Here is a 16,096-nt window from a genome sequence, read left to right on the forward strand (position 1 = left end):
GAAGCGGCCGATCCAGAGCCCGCCTGATCGTCATTCCGGCACCGCTGGATTAGAGTGGGGGCTCGTTCAGGAGCCCGTATGCATTTCGATTCCGTTACCGGCTGGGTCCGTGGCGTCCGCCACTGCCCTTCACCGAATTTCAACCTGCGTCCGCAAGGGGACGCGGTGTCGCTGCTGGTCATCCACAATATCAGCCTGCCGCCGGGACAGTTCGGCACCGGCAAGGTCCAGGCGTTCTTCCAGAATCGCCTGGACCCGAACGAACATCCCTATTTCGAGGAGATCCGCCACCTGACGGTTTCCGCGCATTTCCTCATCGAACGCGACGGCGCCATCACCCAGTTCGTCTCCTGCCACGACCGCGCCTGGCATGCCGGGGTTTCCTGCTTCGACGGTCGCGAGGCGTGCAACGACTTCTCCCTTGGCATCGAACTGGAGGGGACCGACACGGAACCGTACACGGACGCGCAGTACACTGCCCTGGCCGGGCTGACGCGGCTGTTGCGCGCGGCCTTCCCGGCGATCACCCCGGAACGCATCCAGGGCCACTGCGATATCGCCCCGGAGCGCAAGACCGATCCCGGCGAGGCTTTCGACTGGTCGCGCTACCGCGCCGGATTGACCGATTCCAAGGAGGAAACATGACGTTCCTGGTGTTGCTGCTGGCCCTTGCGCTGGAGAAGTTCTCCGGCTGGCGCCGGCGTATCCAGCGCGATGGCGCCTGGCTCGCCTGGCTGGGCCTGGTCGAGGATCTGCCCTCGGTGTCCCGCCGCTCCTGGCTGGGGTTGCTGCTCGCGGTGGTCCTGCCGTTGCTGCCGCTGGCCCTGCTGCTGACATTGCTGCAGCCGCTGGCCTATGGCTGGTTGAGCCTTCCGCTGCATCTTCTGGTGGTGGTCTACAGTCTCGGCCGCGGCGACGTCATGGCCGACCTCGGGCCGTTCCGCGACGCCTGGCGGCGCGAGGAGGCCCAGGCTGCCTTCCATGTCGCCGAACGCGATCTGGGGATCCTGGGCGGCAGCGAGAGCGACCTGATCGGCCGGGTGCACGGCCATCTGCTCTGGCAGGGCTACCAGAGCTTCTTCGCGGTGATCTTCTGGTATGCCTTGCTCGGCCCGGTGGCGGCCCTGGCCTATCGCCTGCTGGCACTGGCGCTGGAGCACGCCCGCCAGCCGGCGTTGCGCGAACAGGCGGCGCGCGTCCGGCATATCTTCGACTGGTTGCCGGTGCGTGCGCTGGTGCTGAGCTTCGCCCTGGTCGGCAACTTCCTCGCGGTTATCCGCGTGCTGCTGCACTGGCTGCTGGCCTGGGACATCTCGGCGGCCGCGCTGCTGGGCAAGGCCGGACGGGTCGCCAGCGATGTCGAAGCGGTCGAACTGGGTGCCGCCGGCGTCGCCAGCCTGGATGCGCTCTGGCAATTGCTGGTGCGTGCGGCCGTGCTCTGGTACGCCGTGTTCGCCTTCTGCGCGCTGTTCCTCTGAGCGCAGCGACGGGGAATCCGCCTGCGATTCCCCGTTAACCTTAAGTTACAGAACACCAGGCCGATATCGGGTACACAGGTGAACGTGTCCGCATGATTTCGAAAGGCCATTACCGAGCGGACTCCGTGCGTCAATGTCGCCACGCGGCGGCATCTCTCAGAACGATAAGAACAATCAGGAGACGTCTGGGTGAAGACCGTACTCTATCCCGCCATCGCGCTGATGAACCGGCTCAGCTTCGGCATGAAGTTCGGCCTGATCAGCGTGCTGTTCTTCCTGCCGCTGCTGATCACCAGCTTCTATCTGGTGCGCGATGCCTATCGCCAGTTCAGCGACACCCGGATCGAACTGCAGAGCTTGACGCTGCTGGGTAGCGGACTTCAGATCCGGCGTGGCCTGGAGTCCCTCAACGATCTGTTGCAGATCAATGCGGTCATCGGCCAGTCCGGCAAGGCCGGCGATCTGGAAGCGCGCATCGCGGACGTCCAGAAGGGGCTGCGCGGGCGGCTCGAGGCGCTGGCGCCGCTCAGCGAGGATGGTGCGGCGGTAGCCGAATTCGAGGCCCAGCGCGACCGGTTGCTCAACGGCTTGCAGGCCGTGGAGGCCGAAGGGTCCCTGCAGGGCAAGGGCGCACGGGCGGAGAAGCTGCTCGGTAGCGCACAGGTATTCATCAAGTTGCTCATCGCCCAGGCCGGGCTCAGCCAGGACAGCCAGCGCCAGGTGCGCCAGCTCAGCGAGCTGGTCGGTTCGATAACGCCGGAGGTGACGGCGGCCATCAGCAAGGGGCGCGCCATCGGCGCCTACTCCCTGGGCCAGGGTTTCCTCAATTCGTCCTCCAGCGCGCGGCTCGACGAACTGCTGCTGGAGTTCGAGAAACTGCATGGCGAGTACGGCCTGAAGCTGCAGGAGTCCCTGGCCGGCAGCCCACCGGCGCTCGCGGAGGCCGCCCAGGCCAGTCGCGAGACCCTGAAGAGACTGGGGCAGTTGTTCGAGGACCGGGTGATCGTGGCCGAGACGCTGGATACCCCGTGGACGCAGTTCTACGATCAGGTCAGCGCGGCGATGGACAAGACCTACCAGCTCGACGACGCCGTTCTCGGCTATCTCGATACCCAGTTGCAAAAGCGCCTGCAACAGGTGCGCACGCAGATGCTGTTGCTAGTCGCCGCGCTGGCCGTGGTTTTCGCCGCGATCCTATACCTCTACGGCGGTTTCTACGTTTCCACCCGCGCCACCCTGAAGGATCTCGGGCGAATGATGGAGCGCGTCGCCGGCGGCGACATGACGGTCAGCTTCCAGGCCCGCAGCCGTGACGAGCTGGGCGAGCTGGGACAATCGTTCAACGAATCGGTGGCGAAGATCCACGACCTGATCGAGCGGGTCAGCCAGACCGTCGGCGAGGTCGAGCGGCAGACCCTGCGCGTCGAGTCGGTGTCGGCCGAAAGCAACCAGGCGGTAGCCGGGCAACGCAGCCAGATCGAGCAGGTGGCCACGGCGATGAACCAGATGGCCGCTACCGCCCAGGAAGTGGCACGCAGCGCGGCGATGGCGGTGAGCAGCGCGAACAGCGTGAACCAGGAAACCCTCAGCGGGCGCAGCCTGGTCGAGTCGCAGGTGGGTAGCATCCAGCGCCTGGCCGGCGAGATCGACCAGTCGGTGGCGGCGATCAATCGCCTGGCCAGTGACAGCGCCTCGATCAGCCAGGTGCTGGATGTGATCAAGGGCATCGCCGAACAGACCAACCTGCTGGCGCTCAATGCGGCGATCGAGGCCGCTCGTGCCGGGGAGCAGGGGCGCGGTTTCGCGGTGGTGGCCGACGAGGTGCGCACGCTGGCCAAGCGCACCCAGCAATCCACCGCCGAGATCGAACAGATGATCCTGCGCCTGCAGGGCGGCGTCGATGCGGCGGTGAAGGCGATGGGCAGCAGCCACCATACCGCCGATGGCACGGTCAACGAGTCGGCGCAGGTGCAGCAGGCACTGGAGAATATCCTCGGCGCGGTGGGCATGATCGTCGACCAGAACCAGCAGATCGCCGCCGCCGCCGAGCAACAGACCGCCGTGGCCCACGATATCGACCAGAACATCGTCGAGATCAACCAGGCCGGCGAGCGCACCGCGGAAGGCGCCAGCCAGACCGAACGGGCCAGCCGCGAACTGGGCGCCCAGGTGACCCAGCTGAAACGCCTGATCGGCGCGTTCCGGGTGTAGGCGCAAGGCCTGCGCGGGACGTTTTTCGTCCATCCGATTGAACGCTGGGCGGACGGGGACATCCCACTGTCATGCACATGGGGTAAAGGCTGAGCAGGTCAATCCGGCGGTGCGACAGGCGGAGGCGAAATCGCGGCATTTTTTTATTGATCTCGCGTCCCCTTGGTCCTAAAGTTCGCGCCCGAACGTCCATGCTGGAAACGATCCATCCGGCTCAAGTACTGACGACGAGAGATCGCCTTGTGGCAAGGCGACGTCCGCTGCTCAAGCGGCCAGGTCGTCGCGCGGGACACGCGCGCGACCTACCAGGATGAACAGGCGGTGGCTGCCGGCAGGCAGGTGATACTCGGCGACATGCCTTGGGAAGTAGGCGAACCAAAGTGGGGAAACGGATTAGACGTTCAGCTTCACCCCTACGAATCCATGTGTTTTGCCATTGGGAGTCCCAACCATGTCCATCAAGGTCGAGGATTATTTCGCCCCTGAAACCTTCCAGCGCATGAAGGCCTTCGCCGACAAGCAGGAAACCCCCTTCGTGGTCATCGACAAGCAGACCATCGCCGATGCCTACGACCAACTGACCGACTGCTTCCCCTTCGCCAGGATCTACTACGCGGTGAAGGCCAATCCCGCTACCGAAATCACCGAGCTGCTGCGCGACAAGGGTTCGAACTTCGATATCGCCTCGATCTACGAACTGGACAAGGTGATGAAGACCGGCGTCGGTCCGGAGCGCATCAGCTACGGCAACACCATCAAGAAATCCAAGGACATCCGCTACTTCTACGAGAAGGGCGTGCGCCTGTTCGCCACCGACTCCGAAGCCGACCTGCGCAACATCGCCAAGGCCGCTCCCGGCGCCAAGGTCTACGTGCGTATTCTCACCGAGGGCTCGACTACCGCAGACTGGCCGTTGTCGCGCAAGTTCGGCTGCCAGACCGACATGGCCATGGACCTGCTGATCCTGGCCCGCCAGCTGGGCCTGGAGCCCTACGGCATTTCCTTCCACGTCGGTTCGCAGCAGCGCGACATCTCGGTGTGGGACGCGGCGATCGCCAAGGTCAAGGTGATCTTCGAGCGCCTGAAGGAAGAAGACGGCATCGTCCTGAAGATGATCAACATGGGCGGCGGCTTCCCGGCCAACTACATCACCAAGACCAACGACCTGGAAACCTATGCGGAGGAGATCATCCGCTTCCTCAAGGAGGACTTCGGCGACGACCTGCCGGAAATCATCCTCGAGCCGGGCCGTTCGCTGATCGCCAATGCCGGCATCCTGGTCAGCGAAGTGGTGCTGGTCGCCCGCAAGTCGCGGACCGCCGTGGAGCGCTGGGTCTATGCCGACGTCGGCAAGTTCTCCGGACTGATCGAAACCATGGACGAGTCGATCAAGTTCCCGATCTGGACCGAGAAGCAGGGCGAGATGGAAGAGGTGGTGATCGCCGGCCCGACCTGCGACAGCGCCGACATCATGTACGAGCACTACAAGTATGGCCTGCCGCTGAACCTGGCGAGCGGCGACCGCCTTTACTGGCTGTCTACCGGCGCCTACACCACCAGCTACAGTGCGGTGGAGTTCAACGGCTTCCCGCCGCTGAAGGCGTTCTACCTCTAGCGCAGTCGCCTCTGCTACGAAGAGCCCCGCCTCGGCGGGGCTTTTTCATGTCGCTCTGGAAGCCTCGCGGCGCTCGTGTCAGCCTTGTTCGACAACCCATGACAAGGACGCCGACATGACAGGCAATGGTGTTTCCCTGGTGACCCTCGGGGTCGCCGATCTGGCCCGCTCCTCTCTCTACTACCAGGCGCTGGGCTGGCAGCCCTCTTCGGACGGCAACGAGCAGGTGGTATTTCTCAAGGGCCGCAACCTGGTCCTCGGCCTCTACGGACGCAGCGCCCTCGCCGAGGATGCGCAGGTGGAAGATCGTCCGACCGGCTTCGCGGCTATCACCCTGGCCTGCAACTGCGCCTCGCGGGACGAGGTGGACCGTCTGTTCTCCGCAGCTACGGCGGCCGGCGGGCAGGCGACCAAGATGCCGCAGGAAGTGTTCTGGGGTGGCTACTCCGGATATGTCGCCGACCCGGATGGACACCTTTGGGAAATTGCCTACAACCCGTTCTGGCCGTTCGACGAGCAGGGCAACCTGGTCTTGCCCTGAGGCGCTACGGATGGAAAAACGCCCCGCTCGGCGGGGCGTTTTCTTTGGCGGCGGTCAGCCTTCGTTCGGCTGGCGGGACGGTGCGCGCGGTGTCGTTGGCGCGGGTCGTCCGGCCTGGGCTACCTGCTGCCCGGCGTCGGCCTTGTCCAGCGGTAGCTTGTCGAAGTCGCGCAAGCCATTGTGGGCATAGGGGTTGCCGATCCAGCGGACTTCATGCTGGAAGTCGTTGCTCACCAGGCTCTTGGTCGGATCGAAGAGGTCATAGTTGAGGCCGGCGAGGTCGGACCAGGTATGGATCAGGTCTTCGCTGCTGTAGCGTCGGTCGACCAGGGCCTGCAGGTCGCGCGGATGGGTCTGCTGCCAGCTGGGCGAAGTCCAGACCAGGAAGGGCACGGTGTACATGCCGCGGGTCGGGTCGCCTTCGTTGCGGCCGAGACGGTCGTGCGGGGCTTCGTCGAAGACTTCCTCGCCATGGTCCGAGAGGTAGACCAGGAAGCCGTTCGGATCGCTGTTGGCGAAGCCCTTGATCAGGCTGGAGACCACGTAGTCGTTGTACAGCACGGCGTTGTCGTAGCTGTTGTAGACCTCCACCTGGTCGTCGCTGAGGGCCGCCGGGGCGCCCTGGCGGTCGACGAAGCGAGCGTAATCGGCGGGATAGCGGTACTTGTAGTTCATGTGGGTGCCGAGCAGATGGACCACGATGAATTTCTTCGGCGCCGGGTCGTCCAGCACCTTGGCGAAGGGCGCCAGCACCGCGCCGTCCAGCTGGCTGGCGTTCTGGCTGCGCTGGTTGTTCAGGTAGAACTGCGCATCGGTCTGCTGGGCGAAGGTCGTCAGCATGGTGTTGCGCTTGGTCATGGTCTGCTGGTTGGTGATCCAGAAGGTCTTGTAGCCGGCCTGCTTCATCAGGTTCATCAGCGACGGATCGGTGAGGAAGCGGTCGGGATGCTCCTGGTCAGCGAACGTCAGCACCTGCTGCAGCACCTCGATGGTGTATGGCCGCGACGCCACCACGTTGTTGAATACCGTGAGGTTCCGGTTCGCGGCCTTCAGTGCGTCCAACTGCGGGGTCGTTTCGCGTGGATAGCCGTAGAGGCTCATGTGCTTGCGCGACGTGGATTCGCCGATCACCAGGACCAGCGTGCGCGGCGTATCGCCATTGGCATCGACGAGGTTCTTCAGCGGCGGTAGGGCCGCGTTCTTTTGCAACAGCGCCTGCATGCTGCCCAGTTGCTGGCGGTATTGCTGGTAGCCGATCAGCAATTGCCAGGGCACCGCCGGTTCCATGCGCGCCTGGACCTTGTCCAGGGCTTCGTCGAAGGGCCGGCCCTGGCTGACCAGTTGCTTGTAGAACGGATAACCGATGGTCGCGACGATCAGCAGCACCGCCACCGGCAGGGCGCTGAAGCGCGGCAGGTAGACTGGGCGCAGGCGGCGCCAGAGGAGGATGGCGACCAGGCTGTAGAGCACCAGGCCGAGGGTCATCCAGGGGTTGAAGTACTGGCTGAAATATTCGCTGGCCTCGGCGGTGTTCGACTCGAACATCACGAAGATCACGCTTTGCGAGAATTCCTGGTGATAGATGCCGAAATAGCTCAGGCCGACCAGCGAGGCGGCCCACAGCACCAGCCCGATGACGGCGGCCAGCGGCTTGGTCCAGCGCGGGAACAGCAACACCGGCGCAAGCCAGATGGTGCTCAGCACCATGGCGTTGCGGAAACCGGAGAAACCGCTGTTGCCGGAGGTCAGCAGGAGCAGTTGGGTGATACCGGAGAAGAACCAGAAGAACAGGAACAGCCAGCCCAGGCCGGCCCAGTCGATGCGATTGCGCGTAACGCTTGGTGGAGTGGGGGACACGATAGCCTCGTACGATGGACCGGAGGCGCGATCGTCGCTCGCCTCGATGAAGCGGCGAGGGTAGGGAAAGGCTTGTCAAAAAAGTGTTATGTGGGTGTGAACAAAGGGTTGGGCGTTGTTCGTCAGACGGGCAGTTGCGCGTGCCCATGACGTTCGAGCGCCTGTTCCAGAGCCTCTCGATCGGTGTCGTCGCCCAACTGCGCCGCGCGTCGGTAGTAGGCCAGCGCCAGGCTGCGGAATGGCGGGTGGGCCGACTGCTCCAGGCCATGGCGGGCACTGCGCAGGAAGTTCAGGTTGCCGCCTTCGAGGGCACGCCGGAGCCAGGTTTCGGCTTCGGCATGGCGGCCCGAGGCGCTGAGCATCGCGGCGTGGCTGAACTGGCCGCGAAAATCGCCGCCCTCGGCGGAACGTCGATACCAGTGCGCAGCTTGCGCCAGGTCGCGAGCGACCACCAGGCCTTCTTCGTGGTAGCGCCCCACCAGGTTCATCGATTTCGCGTGGCCCTGCTCGGCCGCTTGCCGATACAGCGCATAGGCGCGCGGCTGGTCCTGAGGCACGCCGCGGCCGGTGGCGTGGAGATTGGCCAGGTTGTAGCGGGCCCAGTCAAGGCCGGCCTGGGCGGCGATCCGATAGTGGACGGCTGCCGCGGCTGGATCCGCCGGGCCGCCCCAGCCATGTTCAAGACAGCGAGCGAGCATATTGCGCGCCATTGCGTGGCCGCGTTCGGCGGCGATCGTGAACCAGGTCCGCGCCAGGGTCGGGTCGCGCTGGATGCCTTGGCCGTCCAGAAGGATCTGTCCGAGCAGGGCCTGGGCTTCCGTCAGGCCCTCGCGCGCAGCGCCGAGGATGGCCTGGGCAACCTCGCCCGGGGTACCGGCCAGTTGTGCGGCGAAACCTTCGGCGTCCAGCGCGTCGTGACGAAGCAGCAGGTGGCGCATGTTCAGAGTTCCGACCAGCGCCGCAGGAGATTGTGGTAGGTACCGGTGAGGCGGATCAGCGAGGGATGGTCGGGCACGTCGCGGGTGAGTCGCTGGATCGACTGGTCCATTTCGAATAGCAGGGTGCGCTGGCTGTCTTCGCGGACCAGGCTCTGGGTCCAGAAGAACGAGGCGTAGCGCGCGCCGCGGGTGACCGGATTGACCTTGTGCAGGCTGGTGCCGGGGTAGAGCACCAGATCGCCGGCGGGCAGCTTCACCTGTTGCAGGCCGTAGGTGTCCTGGATCACCAGTTCGCCGCCGTCATAGTCCTCCGGGTCGCTGAAGAAGAGGGTCGAGGACAGGTCGGTACGGACCCGCTCGCGGCCGCCATGGATGTCGCGCACGGCGTTGTCGATGTGGAAGTCGAACGAGCCCCCGCCGGTATAGCAGTTGAACAGCGGCGGGAAGACCTTGAGCGGCAGGGCGGCGGACATGAACAGGGGATGGTTCCACAGGCGCTGCAGCATGGCTTCGCCGATCTCCCGGGCCAGCGGGTGGTCCTGCGGCAGTTGCAGGTTGTGCTTGGCCTTGGCCGATTGGTAGCCGGCGGTCGCCTTGCCGTCGGCCCATTCCGCCTGCTCCAGGGCTGCGCGGATCCGGGAGACTTCCTCGGCGGTGAAGATGGCGGGAATATGCAGCAACATGGCGCTGTCCATGAAGGCGAAATGATTGCCAATGATATTGATTTGCATTGGACGTGTAAAACCGCCAGAGGTTGTAGACGAGCGAGATGGGAAAAAATGTAATGAGAAAATTGTAAAGAATGTAAATTCCTGTCGAATGCGAATCCGTAATAATTGATAACAATTCTGATCTGCAATAAATTCCGCGACCTTCACAGCTCCCGGGGAGGGGTTTCGAATGTCGCGTCAGTCCACGGATACCGCCGTTTCTTCGCAACGTCTGCTGGCTTCGGCCATCGGTGTCGCCATCACCGCCATCGCCGCACCGCAGGCAGCCCACGCCGACGAGGCCGGGCAGAAAAAGACCGATAAGGACCGCGTACTGTCGCTGGATGCGGCCACCATCGTCGGCGAGCAGCAGGACGAAACCACCTACAACGTCGACCGCTCGGCGTCGAAGAAGTACACCGCGCCGCTCTTGGATACGCCGCGCTCCGTCACGGTAGTACCAAAGCAGGTGATCAAGGATACCGCCGCCGTGTCTCTCCAGGATGCACTGCGTACCGTTCCAGGTATTACCTTTGGCGCGGGCGAGGGCGGCAATCCCACCGGTGACCGGCCATTCATTCGCGGCTTCGATGCGCAAAGCGATACTTACGTCGATGGTGTACGCGATACTGGTGCACAGACCCGCGAGATCTTCAACCTTGAGCAGATCGAGGTCAGCAAGGGCCCTAACTCGGCATTCGGAGGACGGGGCTCGGCCGGCGGCAGCCTCAATCTCGTCAGCAAGCAGGCCAAGGCTGGGAACTTCATCGATGGAGGCTTCACCTATGGTTCTGACCAGACTCGCCGCTACACCCTGGACCTCAACCAGGAATTCCTCGATGGCAATGCGGCATTCCGGCTGAATCTTCTCAAGCACGATGCCAATGTCGCGGGCCGCGATGAAGTCGATGTCAGTCGCTGGGGCGTAGCGCCGTCGCTCACCTTCGGTCTTGGCTCGCCGACCCGAGTGACCGTCAGCCATTATCACCTGGAAAGTGACGATACCCCGGATTCGGGCATTCCCTATGCCAAGAGTAGCGATCGCAGCAAGCACAATCCGGACAAACCGGTGAATGTCGATCGAGGCAATTTCTATGGGCTGACGGGGCGCGATTTCCAGAAGAGCCGCATCGATACCAGTACCATCACCGTTGAGCATGATCTGACTGACAGCCTCACTATTCGCAATACCTCGCGTTACGGCAACAGTCATCAGGACTATCTGTGGACACAACCGGATGACAGCCAGGGCAACATCAACAATGGCTCGGTCTGGCGCCGCCAGAACAATCGGGTAAGTACCACCACCACAGCAGTCAACCAGACTGACCTGTTTGGAGAGTTCTACCTGGGTGGCTTCAAGAACAGCTTCAGCACCGGCCTGGAGTTCAGCCGAGAAGACAGCAAGCGCGATGGGTATACCGTCGATACCAATACCGGCCTGGGCAGCAACAAGTGCAATCCATCGCTGATCGGGGCGCCTAGCGGCTATAACTGCACTAGTCTGGAAAATCCCAATCCGCACGATCCATGGAATGGCAGTATTACCCGGAAATATGCGCCGCTGAATACGGTCGGCACCACCAAGGCAATATATGCGTTCGACACCATCGACCTGAACGAGCAGTGGCAGGTCAATATTGGCGCGCGCTTCGATAGTTTCGAAACTACGGCGAAGAACCACGGTGTAAGACCCGCTACCAAACTCAGCGACAAGTCGAGCTTCTGGAACTGGCAGGCAGGCTTGGTGTGGAAGCCTGTACCCAACGGCAGCATCTATGCGTCCTACGCCACTTCGGCTACGCCGCCGGGTAGCATGCTCGATAATGGGGATACCTCGAATGCTGTCGACGGGTTCGCCATCAGCAACAACCTTGAGCCGGAAGAAACCACGAACTACGAGCTTGGTACCAAGTGGGCTTTCTTCAACGAGCGGCTGGAGCTGAGTGCCGCGATCTTCCGCACCGACAAGGACAATACCCGCATCCTGGTCGCCAACCAGACCTACGACAACGCCGGACAATCCCGCGTCGACGGCGTGGAGTTGAGCGCCAGCGGCAAGCTGACCGAGAAGTGGAAGGTGTTCGCGGGCTACAGCTACCTGGACAGCGAGTTGGTCGATGCCGGTAAGGCTGGGCGTAACGGCAATGTGAACGCATCGGCGGCTTCCAACAACGGCAACGAGATGCCAAATACGCCGAAGAACAGCTTCAGTCTCTGGACCACCTATGACATCTTCCCGAAGACCACCATCGGCGGCGGGGCTTTCTATGTCGACAAGGTCTATGGCGACGTTGGCAATACCGTCTATGTCCCCGATTACTGGCGCTATGACGCAATGGCCAGCTACAAACTGAGCAAGAACGTCGATTTCCAGTTGAACGTGCAGAATGTGTTCGACAAGAAGTACTTCGACAAAGCCTATGCGGCGCACTATGCGTCCCAGGCCGCTGGAAGGACGATACTGTTCAGCACCAACTTCCACTTCTGACAGCCGCTCTCGCTCCCCACGAAAGCCCCATTCCCCCTGCGGGATGGGGCTTTCCCGCATCCAGGTGGGTAAATAGAGCGTAAAGAACGTTAATTCGGCTTTATCGCAACTGATTATCAAATAGAATTGCCCGCCGACGTCCTCGTGTCGTCTGGCCGGCGCTTGGCGTCGGCGTAGTCCCGTTGTTGCCGCGCGGCGGCCGTGAAGGTGATCCTGTGAAGAAAGTCTGGTTCCAGTTGCATTGGTTCTTCGGTATCAGCGCCGGCCTGGTGCTGGCGCTGATGGGCGTCACCGGAGCGACCCTGTCGTTCCAGGACGAGCTGATGCGCGCGCTCAACCCTGACGTGCTGGTGGTGCAGAAGCGCCCCGAGGGTGTGCTGCCGCTGGACGAACTGGTGCGCCGTATCGAAGGTGCCGAGCCGGGGCGGAAAGTGGCCTTCGTCTGGGTCGAGATGGACAGCGACAAGGCCGGGCGGATCTTCTATACCCCGCCGCCGGGACAGCGCCGCGGCGAGTCGCGCTGGATCGATCCCTACACCGGGGCTTTCGTCGGCGAGCCACGCGGCGAGGGTTTCTTCAACCTGATGATGCAACTGCACCGGTTCCTCGCCATGGGCGAGTACGGCAAGCAGGTCACCGCCGCCTGCACCCTGATCCTGATCTTCTTCTGCCTGTCCGGTCTCTACCTGCGCTGGCCGCGCAAGGTTTTCGACTGGCGCGCCTGGCTGACCCTCGACTGGTCGCGCAAGGGGCGCAGTTTCAACTGGGACCTGCATGCCGTGGCCGGCACCTGGTGCCTGGCGCTCTACCTGCTGGCTGCGCTGACCGGCCTGTACTGGTCCTACGAGTGGTACCGCAACGGCCTGTTCAAACTGCTCGACGACGCGCCCGCCGGCCAGCAGGCGCAGCGCGGCAAGCCGGGCGGACGTGGCGAGCGCCCGGCCGATGCGGCTCCGCTGGTGGTCGACTACGCGGCGGTATGGAACAGCATCCGCCAGGCCGGCGGCGACCGCTTGCAGGCCTACAACCTGCGCCTGCCGCCGGCGGGCGGCCAGCCGGCGACAGTGTTCTATCGCCTGACCGACGCGCCGCACGAGCGTGCCTTCAACACCTTGATCCTGGACCCGGCCAACGGCCAGGTGAAAAGCGACCAGCGCTATAGCGACCGTTCTTTCGGCAGCCAGTTGCTGGCCAGCGTCTATGCATTGCACGTAGGCAGCTATTTCGGCATGGCCGGACGCATCCTGATGATGCTCGCCAGCCTGGCGATGCCGCTGTTCTTCATCACCGGCTGGCTGCTCTACCTCGACCGCCGGCGCAAGAAACGCGCGGTACGGGCGAGCCGCGCCGACCTGGGCGGCAGCGCCGGCGCCAGCGGCGAGCCCTGGTTGATCGGCTACGCCAGCCAGAGCGGTTTTGCCGAGCAACTGGCCTGGCAGAGCGCCGGCCAGTTGCAGGCGGCCGGGTTGCCGGTGCGGGTCGAATCGCTGGCGCGCCTGGATGCCGGGCAACTCGCCGAGGCGCGCAAGGCGCTGTTCGTGGTCAGCACCTTCGGCGACGGTGAGGCGCCGGACAGCGCCCGCGGCTTCGAACGCAAGGTGCTTGGCCAGGCCGCCAGCCTCGATGGCCTGAGCTACGCCCTGCTGGCCTTGGGAGATCGCCAGTACGAGCAGTTCTGCGGCTTCGCCCGGCGCATGCAGGGCTGGTTGCAGGGGCAGGGCGCGCGGAGCCTGTTCGCCCCGGTGGAGGTCGATGATGGCGACGCCGCGGCCCTGCGCCAATGGCAGGAAAGCCTGGCCGAGGTGACCGGCGGTGCCGCCCCGGCGGCCTGGGAAGCGCCGGCCTTCGAGGTCTGGTCGCTGGCGCGGCGGGAGTGCCTGAATCCTGGCAGCCAGGGCGAGTCGACCTGGCTGCTGGACCTGCGTGCGCCGACCGACAGCGCCATCCAATGGCGCGCCGGCGATCTGCTGGAGATCGTCCCGCACCAGGCGCCCGCGCGCATCCGCGAATGGCTGCAGCGGCATAACCTGGACGGCCAGGCGCGGGTGGCGGTCGAGGGCATCGAGCAGAGCCTGGAGCAGGCCCTGGCTGGGCGCTTGCTGCCGGACTCTTTCGAACACCTGGTCGGCTTGCACCCGCAGGCGCTGCTGGATGCGCTGATTCCGCTTTCCGTGCGCCAGTACTCCATCGCGTCGCTGCAGAGCGATGGCGACCTGCAACTGATCGTACGCCAGGAGCAGCATGCCGACGGCAGCCTGGGCATCTGCTCCGGCTGGCTCACCGAGTACCTGCCGCTCGGCGCCGCGCTGACCCTGCGCCTGCGCCGCAACGCGGGCTTCCACCTGCCGGAGGATGACGTGCCGCTGATCCTCATCGGCAACGGTACCGGGCTCGCCGGCCTGCGCAGCCTGTTGCGCGCCAGCATTGCCGCCGGGCGCAAGCGCAACTGGCTGCTGTTCGGCGAACGCAATTTCGCCCACGACTACTACTGTCGTGCGGAGCTGGAGCAGGCCCTGGCCAGGGGCGAGCTGCAACGCCTGGACCTGGCCTTCTCCCGCGACCAGGCGGGGAAGATCTATGTCCAGGACCGCCTGCATGAAGCGGCGGATGAACTGCGGCGCTGGATCGACGAGGGCGCGGCCTTGTACGTCTGCGGCAGCCTGCAGGGCATGGCCGGCGGTGTCGACCGGGTACTGCGCGAAGTGCTCGGTGAGGAGGCCTTGCAACGCCTGGCCGACGAAGGACGTTACCGACGCGACGTGTACTGAACGGATGAATGAAAAAGGCTCCCAAGGGAGCCTTTTCGTTGCCAGCTACTGGGACTGCCGGGCTTTGCGGGGTGTAGGGCGAATAACCGCAGAGCGGTTATCCGCCATTTCGGCGAGATATCGGCGGATGACGCCGTTGGCGTCATGCGCCCTACGGGCTATCGGGACGTCGCGCCGCCCGTGGCGTAGGGCGAATAACCGCAGAGCGGTTATCCGCCATTTCGGCGGGGTGTCGGCGGATGACGCCGTTGGCGTCATGCGCCCTACGGAGCTATCGGGACTTCGCGCTGTCCGTGGCGTAGGGCGAATAACCGCAGAGCGGTTATCCGCCATTTCGGCGGGGTATCGGCGGATGACGCCGTTGGCGTCATGCGCCCTACGGAGCTATCGGGACTTCGCGTTGTCCGTGGCGTAGGGCGAATAACCGCAGAGCGGTTATCCGCCATTTCGGCTGGGTGTCGGCGGATGACGCCGTCATGCGCCCCACGGAGCTATCGGGGCCTTGCGTCGCCGGGCCTCAGATCCACAGGATGAAAGCCAGTACCAGGGCGAAGAAGCTCCATTTCTGCAGGTAGTAGAGCTTGCGGTTGCGCTTCTTCAAACGTTTGCCCTGCAGGCGGATCTTGTAGAGGCTGTCGAAGATCCGATTGAGTCCGCCGGTCCGGTCGCCTGCGTTGTTCGGGGCGGCCGCGGCAGCCATCACGTTGCGGCTGAACCAGCGGTTGAAGGCGGTGGCCCAGCCCTGGGTCAGCGGCCGCTCGATGTCGCAGAAGAGAATGATGCGGTTGTGTTCGGTGGCGTTTTCCGCGTAGTGGATGAAGGTTTCATCGAACACCACCGCCTCGCCGTCGCGCCAGTGGTAGCGCTCGCCGTCCACCTCGATGAAGCAGGCCGGATCGTTGGGGGTGAACAGTCCCAGGTGGAAGCGCAGCGAGCCGGCGTAGGGATCGCGGTGTCGCACCAGCTTCGAGCCCGGCGGCAGTTCGGCGAACATCGCCGCCTTGACCGAGGGAATCTGCCGCAACAGGGCGGTGGTCTGCGGGCAGAGTTGTCCGGCGGAGGGATGGGCCTCGTCGTACCATTTCAGGTAGAAGCGCTTCCAGCCGCTCTTGAAGAACGAGTTGAAACCGATATCGTCGTACTGTTCGGAACGCTTGATGTTGCCGGCGTCGTGCAGGTGCAGCGCCTCGCTGCGGATGGCTTGCCAGTTGTCGACCAGAACCTGCAGTTCGGGGAAGGTCTGCGGTGCCAGGTAAGGGCGGTTCGGTACCTTCGAGAACAGGTACATCAGGCAGTTGATCGGAGCGAGGAAGCTGGAGTGGTCGCTCAATTGGCGCGACAGCTTGTGGCGTACCCGGCCGCGGAAATGGACATAGAGGATGCTCAGCGCATAGGCCGCCAGGATGAGAACTTTCATGAATGCAAGGTCGTCGGTGCAAAAGAGGAGAATTTACTCCTGTTCTCAGTGCCTGAGTATGCTACCTGAC

Annotated in this window: 11 protein-coding genes; 7 read left to right on the forward strand and 4 right to left on the reverse strand. The window is 63.9% G+C overall.

From position 1 onward, the window contains the following. Positions 1-78: 78 nt before the first annotated feature. From ampD to JHD77_RS20925, 5 genes are all read left to right on the forward strand, one after another. Positions 79-645, forward strand: a complete 567-nt coding sequence (gene ampD, locus JHD77_RS20905; protein ID WP_003094640.1) for a 1,6-anhydro-N-acetylmuramyl-L-alanine amidase AmpD — start codon at positions 79-81, stop codon at positions 643-645. Next, the gene (gene ampE / locus JHD77_RS20910; protein WP_003110342.1) at positions 642-1,478 is read left to right on the forward strand and encodes a regulatory signaling modulator protein AmpE; all 837 of its coding nucleotides are present in this window, start codon (positions 642-644) and stop codon (positions 1,476-1,478) included. Before ampD ends, ampE begins: the two co-directional genes overlap by 4 nt. Before the next feature lie 189 nt (positions 1,479-1,667). Then, positions 1,668-3,689, forward strand: a complete 2,022-nt coding sequence (locus JHD77_RS20915) for a methyl-accepting chemotaxis protein (RefSeq protein WP_023108749.1) — start codon at positions 1,668-1,670, stop codon at positions 3,687-3,689. A gap of 451 nt (positions 3,690-4,140) precedes the next feature. Beyond that, the gene (locus tag JHD77_RS20920; RefSeq protein ID WP_003094617.1) at positions 4,141-5,304 is read left to right on the forward strand and encodes a type III PLP-dependent enzyme; all 1,164 of its coding nucleotides are present in this window, start codon (positions 4,141-4,143) and stop codon (positions 5,302-5,304) included. 115 nt (positions 5,305-5,419) lie between these two features. Beyond that, the gene (locus JHD77_RS20925) at positions 5,420-5,845 is read left to right on the forward strand and encodes a VOC family protein (protein WP_003094613.1); all 426 of its coding nucleotides are present in this window, start codon (positions 5,420-5,422) and stop codon (positions 5,843-5,845) included. 54 nt (positions 5,846-5,899) lie between these two features. On the opposite strand, the gene JHD77_RS20930 is transcribed toward JHD77_RS20925, so the two are convergent. From JHD77_RS20930 to JHD77_RS20940, 3 genes are all read right to left on the reverse strand, one after another. Beyond that, a complete protein-coding gene (locus JHD77_RS20930; RefSeq protein WP_003104902.1) occupies positions 5,900-7,702 on the reverse strand; it encodes a phosphoethanolamine transferase CptA in 1,803 nt (600 codons plus the stop codon). A gap of 122 nt (positions 7,703-7,824) precedes the next feature. After that, a complete protein-coding gene (locus tag JHD77_RS20935; RefSeq protein WP_019681336.1) occupies positions 7,825-8,640 on the reverse strand; it encodes a tetratricopeptide repeat protein in 816 nt (271 codons plus the stop codon). A gap of 2 nt (positions 8,641-8,642) precedes the next feature. Next, complete coding sequence (locus tag JHD77_RS20940; protein WP_003145945.1) at positions 8,643-9,323, reverse strand: Fe2+-dependent dioxygenase; 681 nt, start codon at positions 9,321-9,323, stop codon at positions 8,643-8,645. Between the two features lie 217 nt (positions 9,324-9,540). Between JHD77_RS20940 and piuD the strand changes: the two genes are divergently transcribed. Both piuD and JHD77_RS20950 read left to right on the forward strand, forming a co-directional pair. After that, positions 9,541-11,841, forward strand: a complete 2,301-nt coding sequence (gene piuD / locus JHD77_RS20945; protein WP_003104896.1) for a TonB-dependent siderophore receptor PiuD — start codon at positions 9,541-9,543, stop codon at positions 11,839-11,841. A 215-nt stretch (positions 11,842-12,056) separates the two neighbouring features. Beyond that, positions 12,057-14,609: a PepSY domain-containing protein gene (locus JHD77_RS20950; protein WP_031756842.1), complete on the forward strand. Its 2,553-nt coding sequence runs from the start codon at positions 12,057-12,059 to the stop codon at positions 14,607-14,609. 517 nt (positions 14,610-15,126) lie between these two features. On the opposite strand, the gene lpxO is transcribed toward JHD77_RS20950, so the two are convergent. Continuing rightward, positions 15,127-16,026 (reverse strand): lipid A hydroxylase LpxO, encoded by a 900-nt coding sequence (lpxO, locus tag JHD77_RS20955; protein ID WP_031756841.1) that lies wholly within the window; start codon positions 16,024-16,026, stop codon positions 15,127-15,129. Between the last annotated feature and the right edge of the window lie 70 nt (positions 16,027-16,096).

This window comes from Pseudomonas sp. P20 (assembly GCF_016463925.1).
GTDB classification, from domain to species: Bacteria; Pseudomonadota; Gammaproteobacteria; order Pseudomonadales; family Pseudomonadaceae; genus Pseudomonas; species Pseudomonas aeruginosa.

Bases quoted from the DNA above. Each gene is read 5' to 3' on its own strand.
- JHD77_RS20925 (WP_003094613.1), top strand. From the start codon at position 5,420: ATGACAGGCAATGGTGTTTCCCTGGTGACCCTCGGGGTCGCCGATCTG.
- JHD77_RS20940 (WP_003145945.1), bottom strand. From the start codon at position 9,323: ATGTTGCTGCATATTCCCGCCATCTTCACCGCCGAGGAAGTCTCCCGG.
- lpxO (WP_031756841.1), bottom strand. From the start codon at position 16,026: ATGAAAGTTCTCATCCTGGCGGCCTATGCGCTGAGCATCCTCTATGTC.
- piuD (WP_003104896.1), top strand. From the start codon at position 9,541: ATGTCGCGTCAGTCCACGGATACCGCCGTTTCTTCGCAACGTCTGCTG.
- ampE (WP_003110342.1), top strand. From the start codon at position 642: ATGACGTTCCTGGTGTTGCTGCTGGCCCTTGCGCTGGAGAAGTTCTCC.
- JHD77_RS20935 (WP_019681336.1), bottom strand. From the start codon at position 8,640: ATGCGCCACCTGCTGCTTCGTCACGACGCGCTGGACGCCGAAGGTTTC.
- JHD77_RS20920 (WP_003094617.1), top strand. From the start codon at position 4,141: ATGTCCATCAAGGTCGAGGATTATTTCGCCCCTGAAACCTTCCAGCGC.
- ampD (WP_003094640.1), top strand. From the start codon at position 79: ATGCATTTCGATTCCGTTACCGGCTGGGTCCGTGGCGTCCGCCACTGC.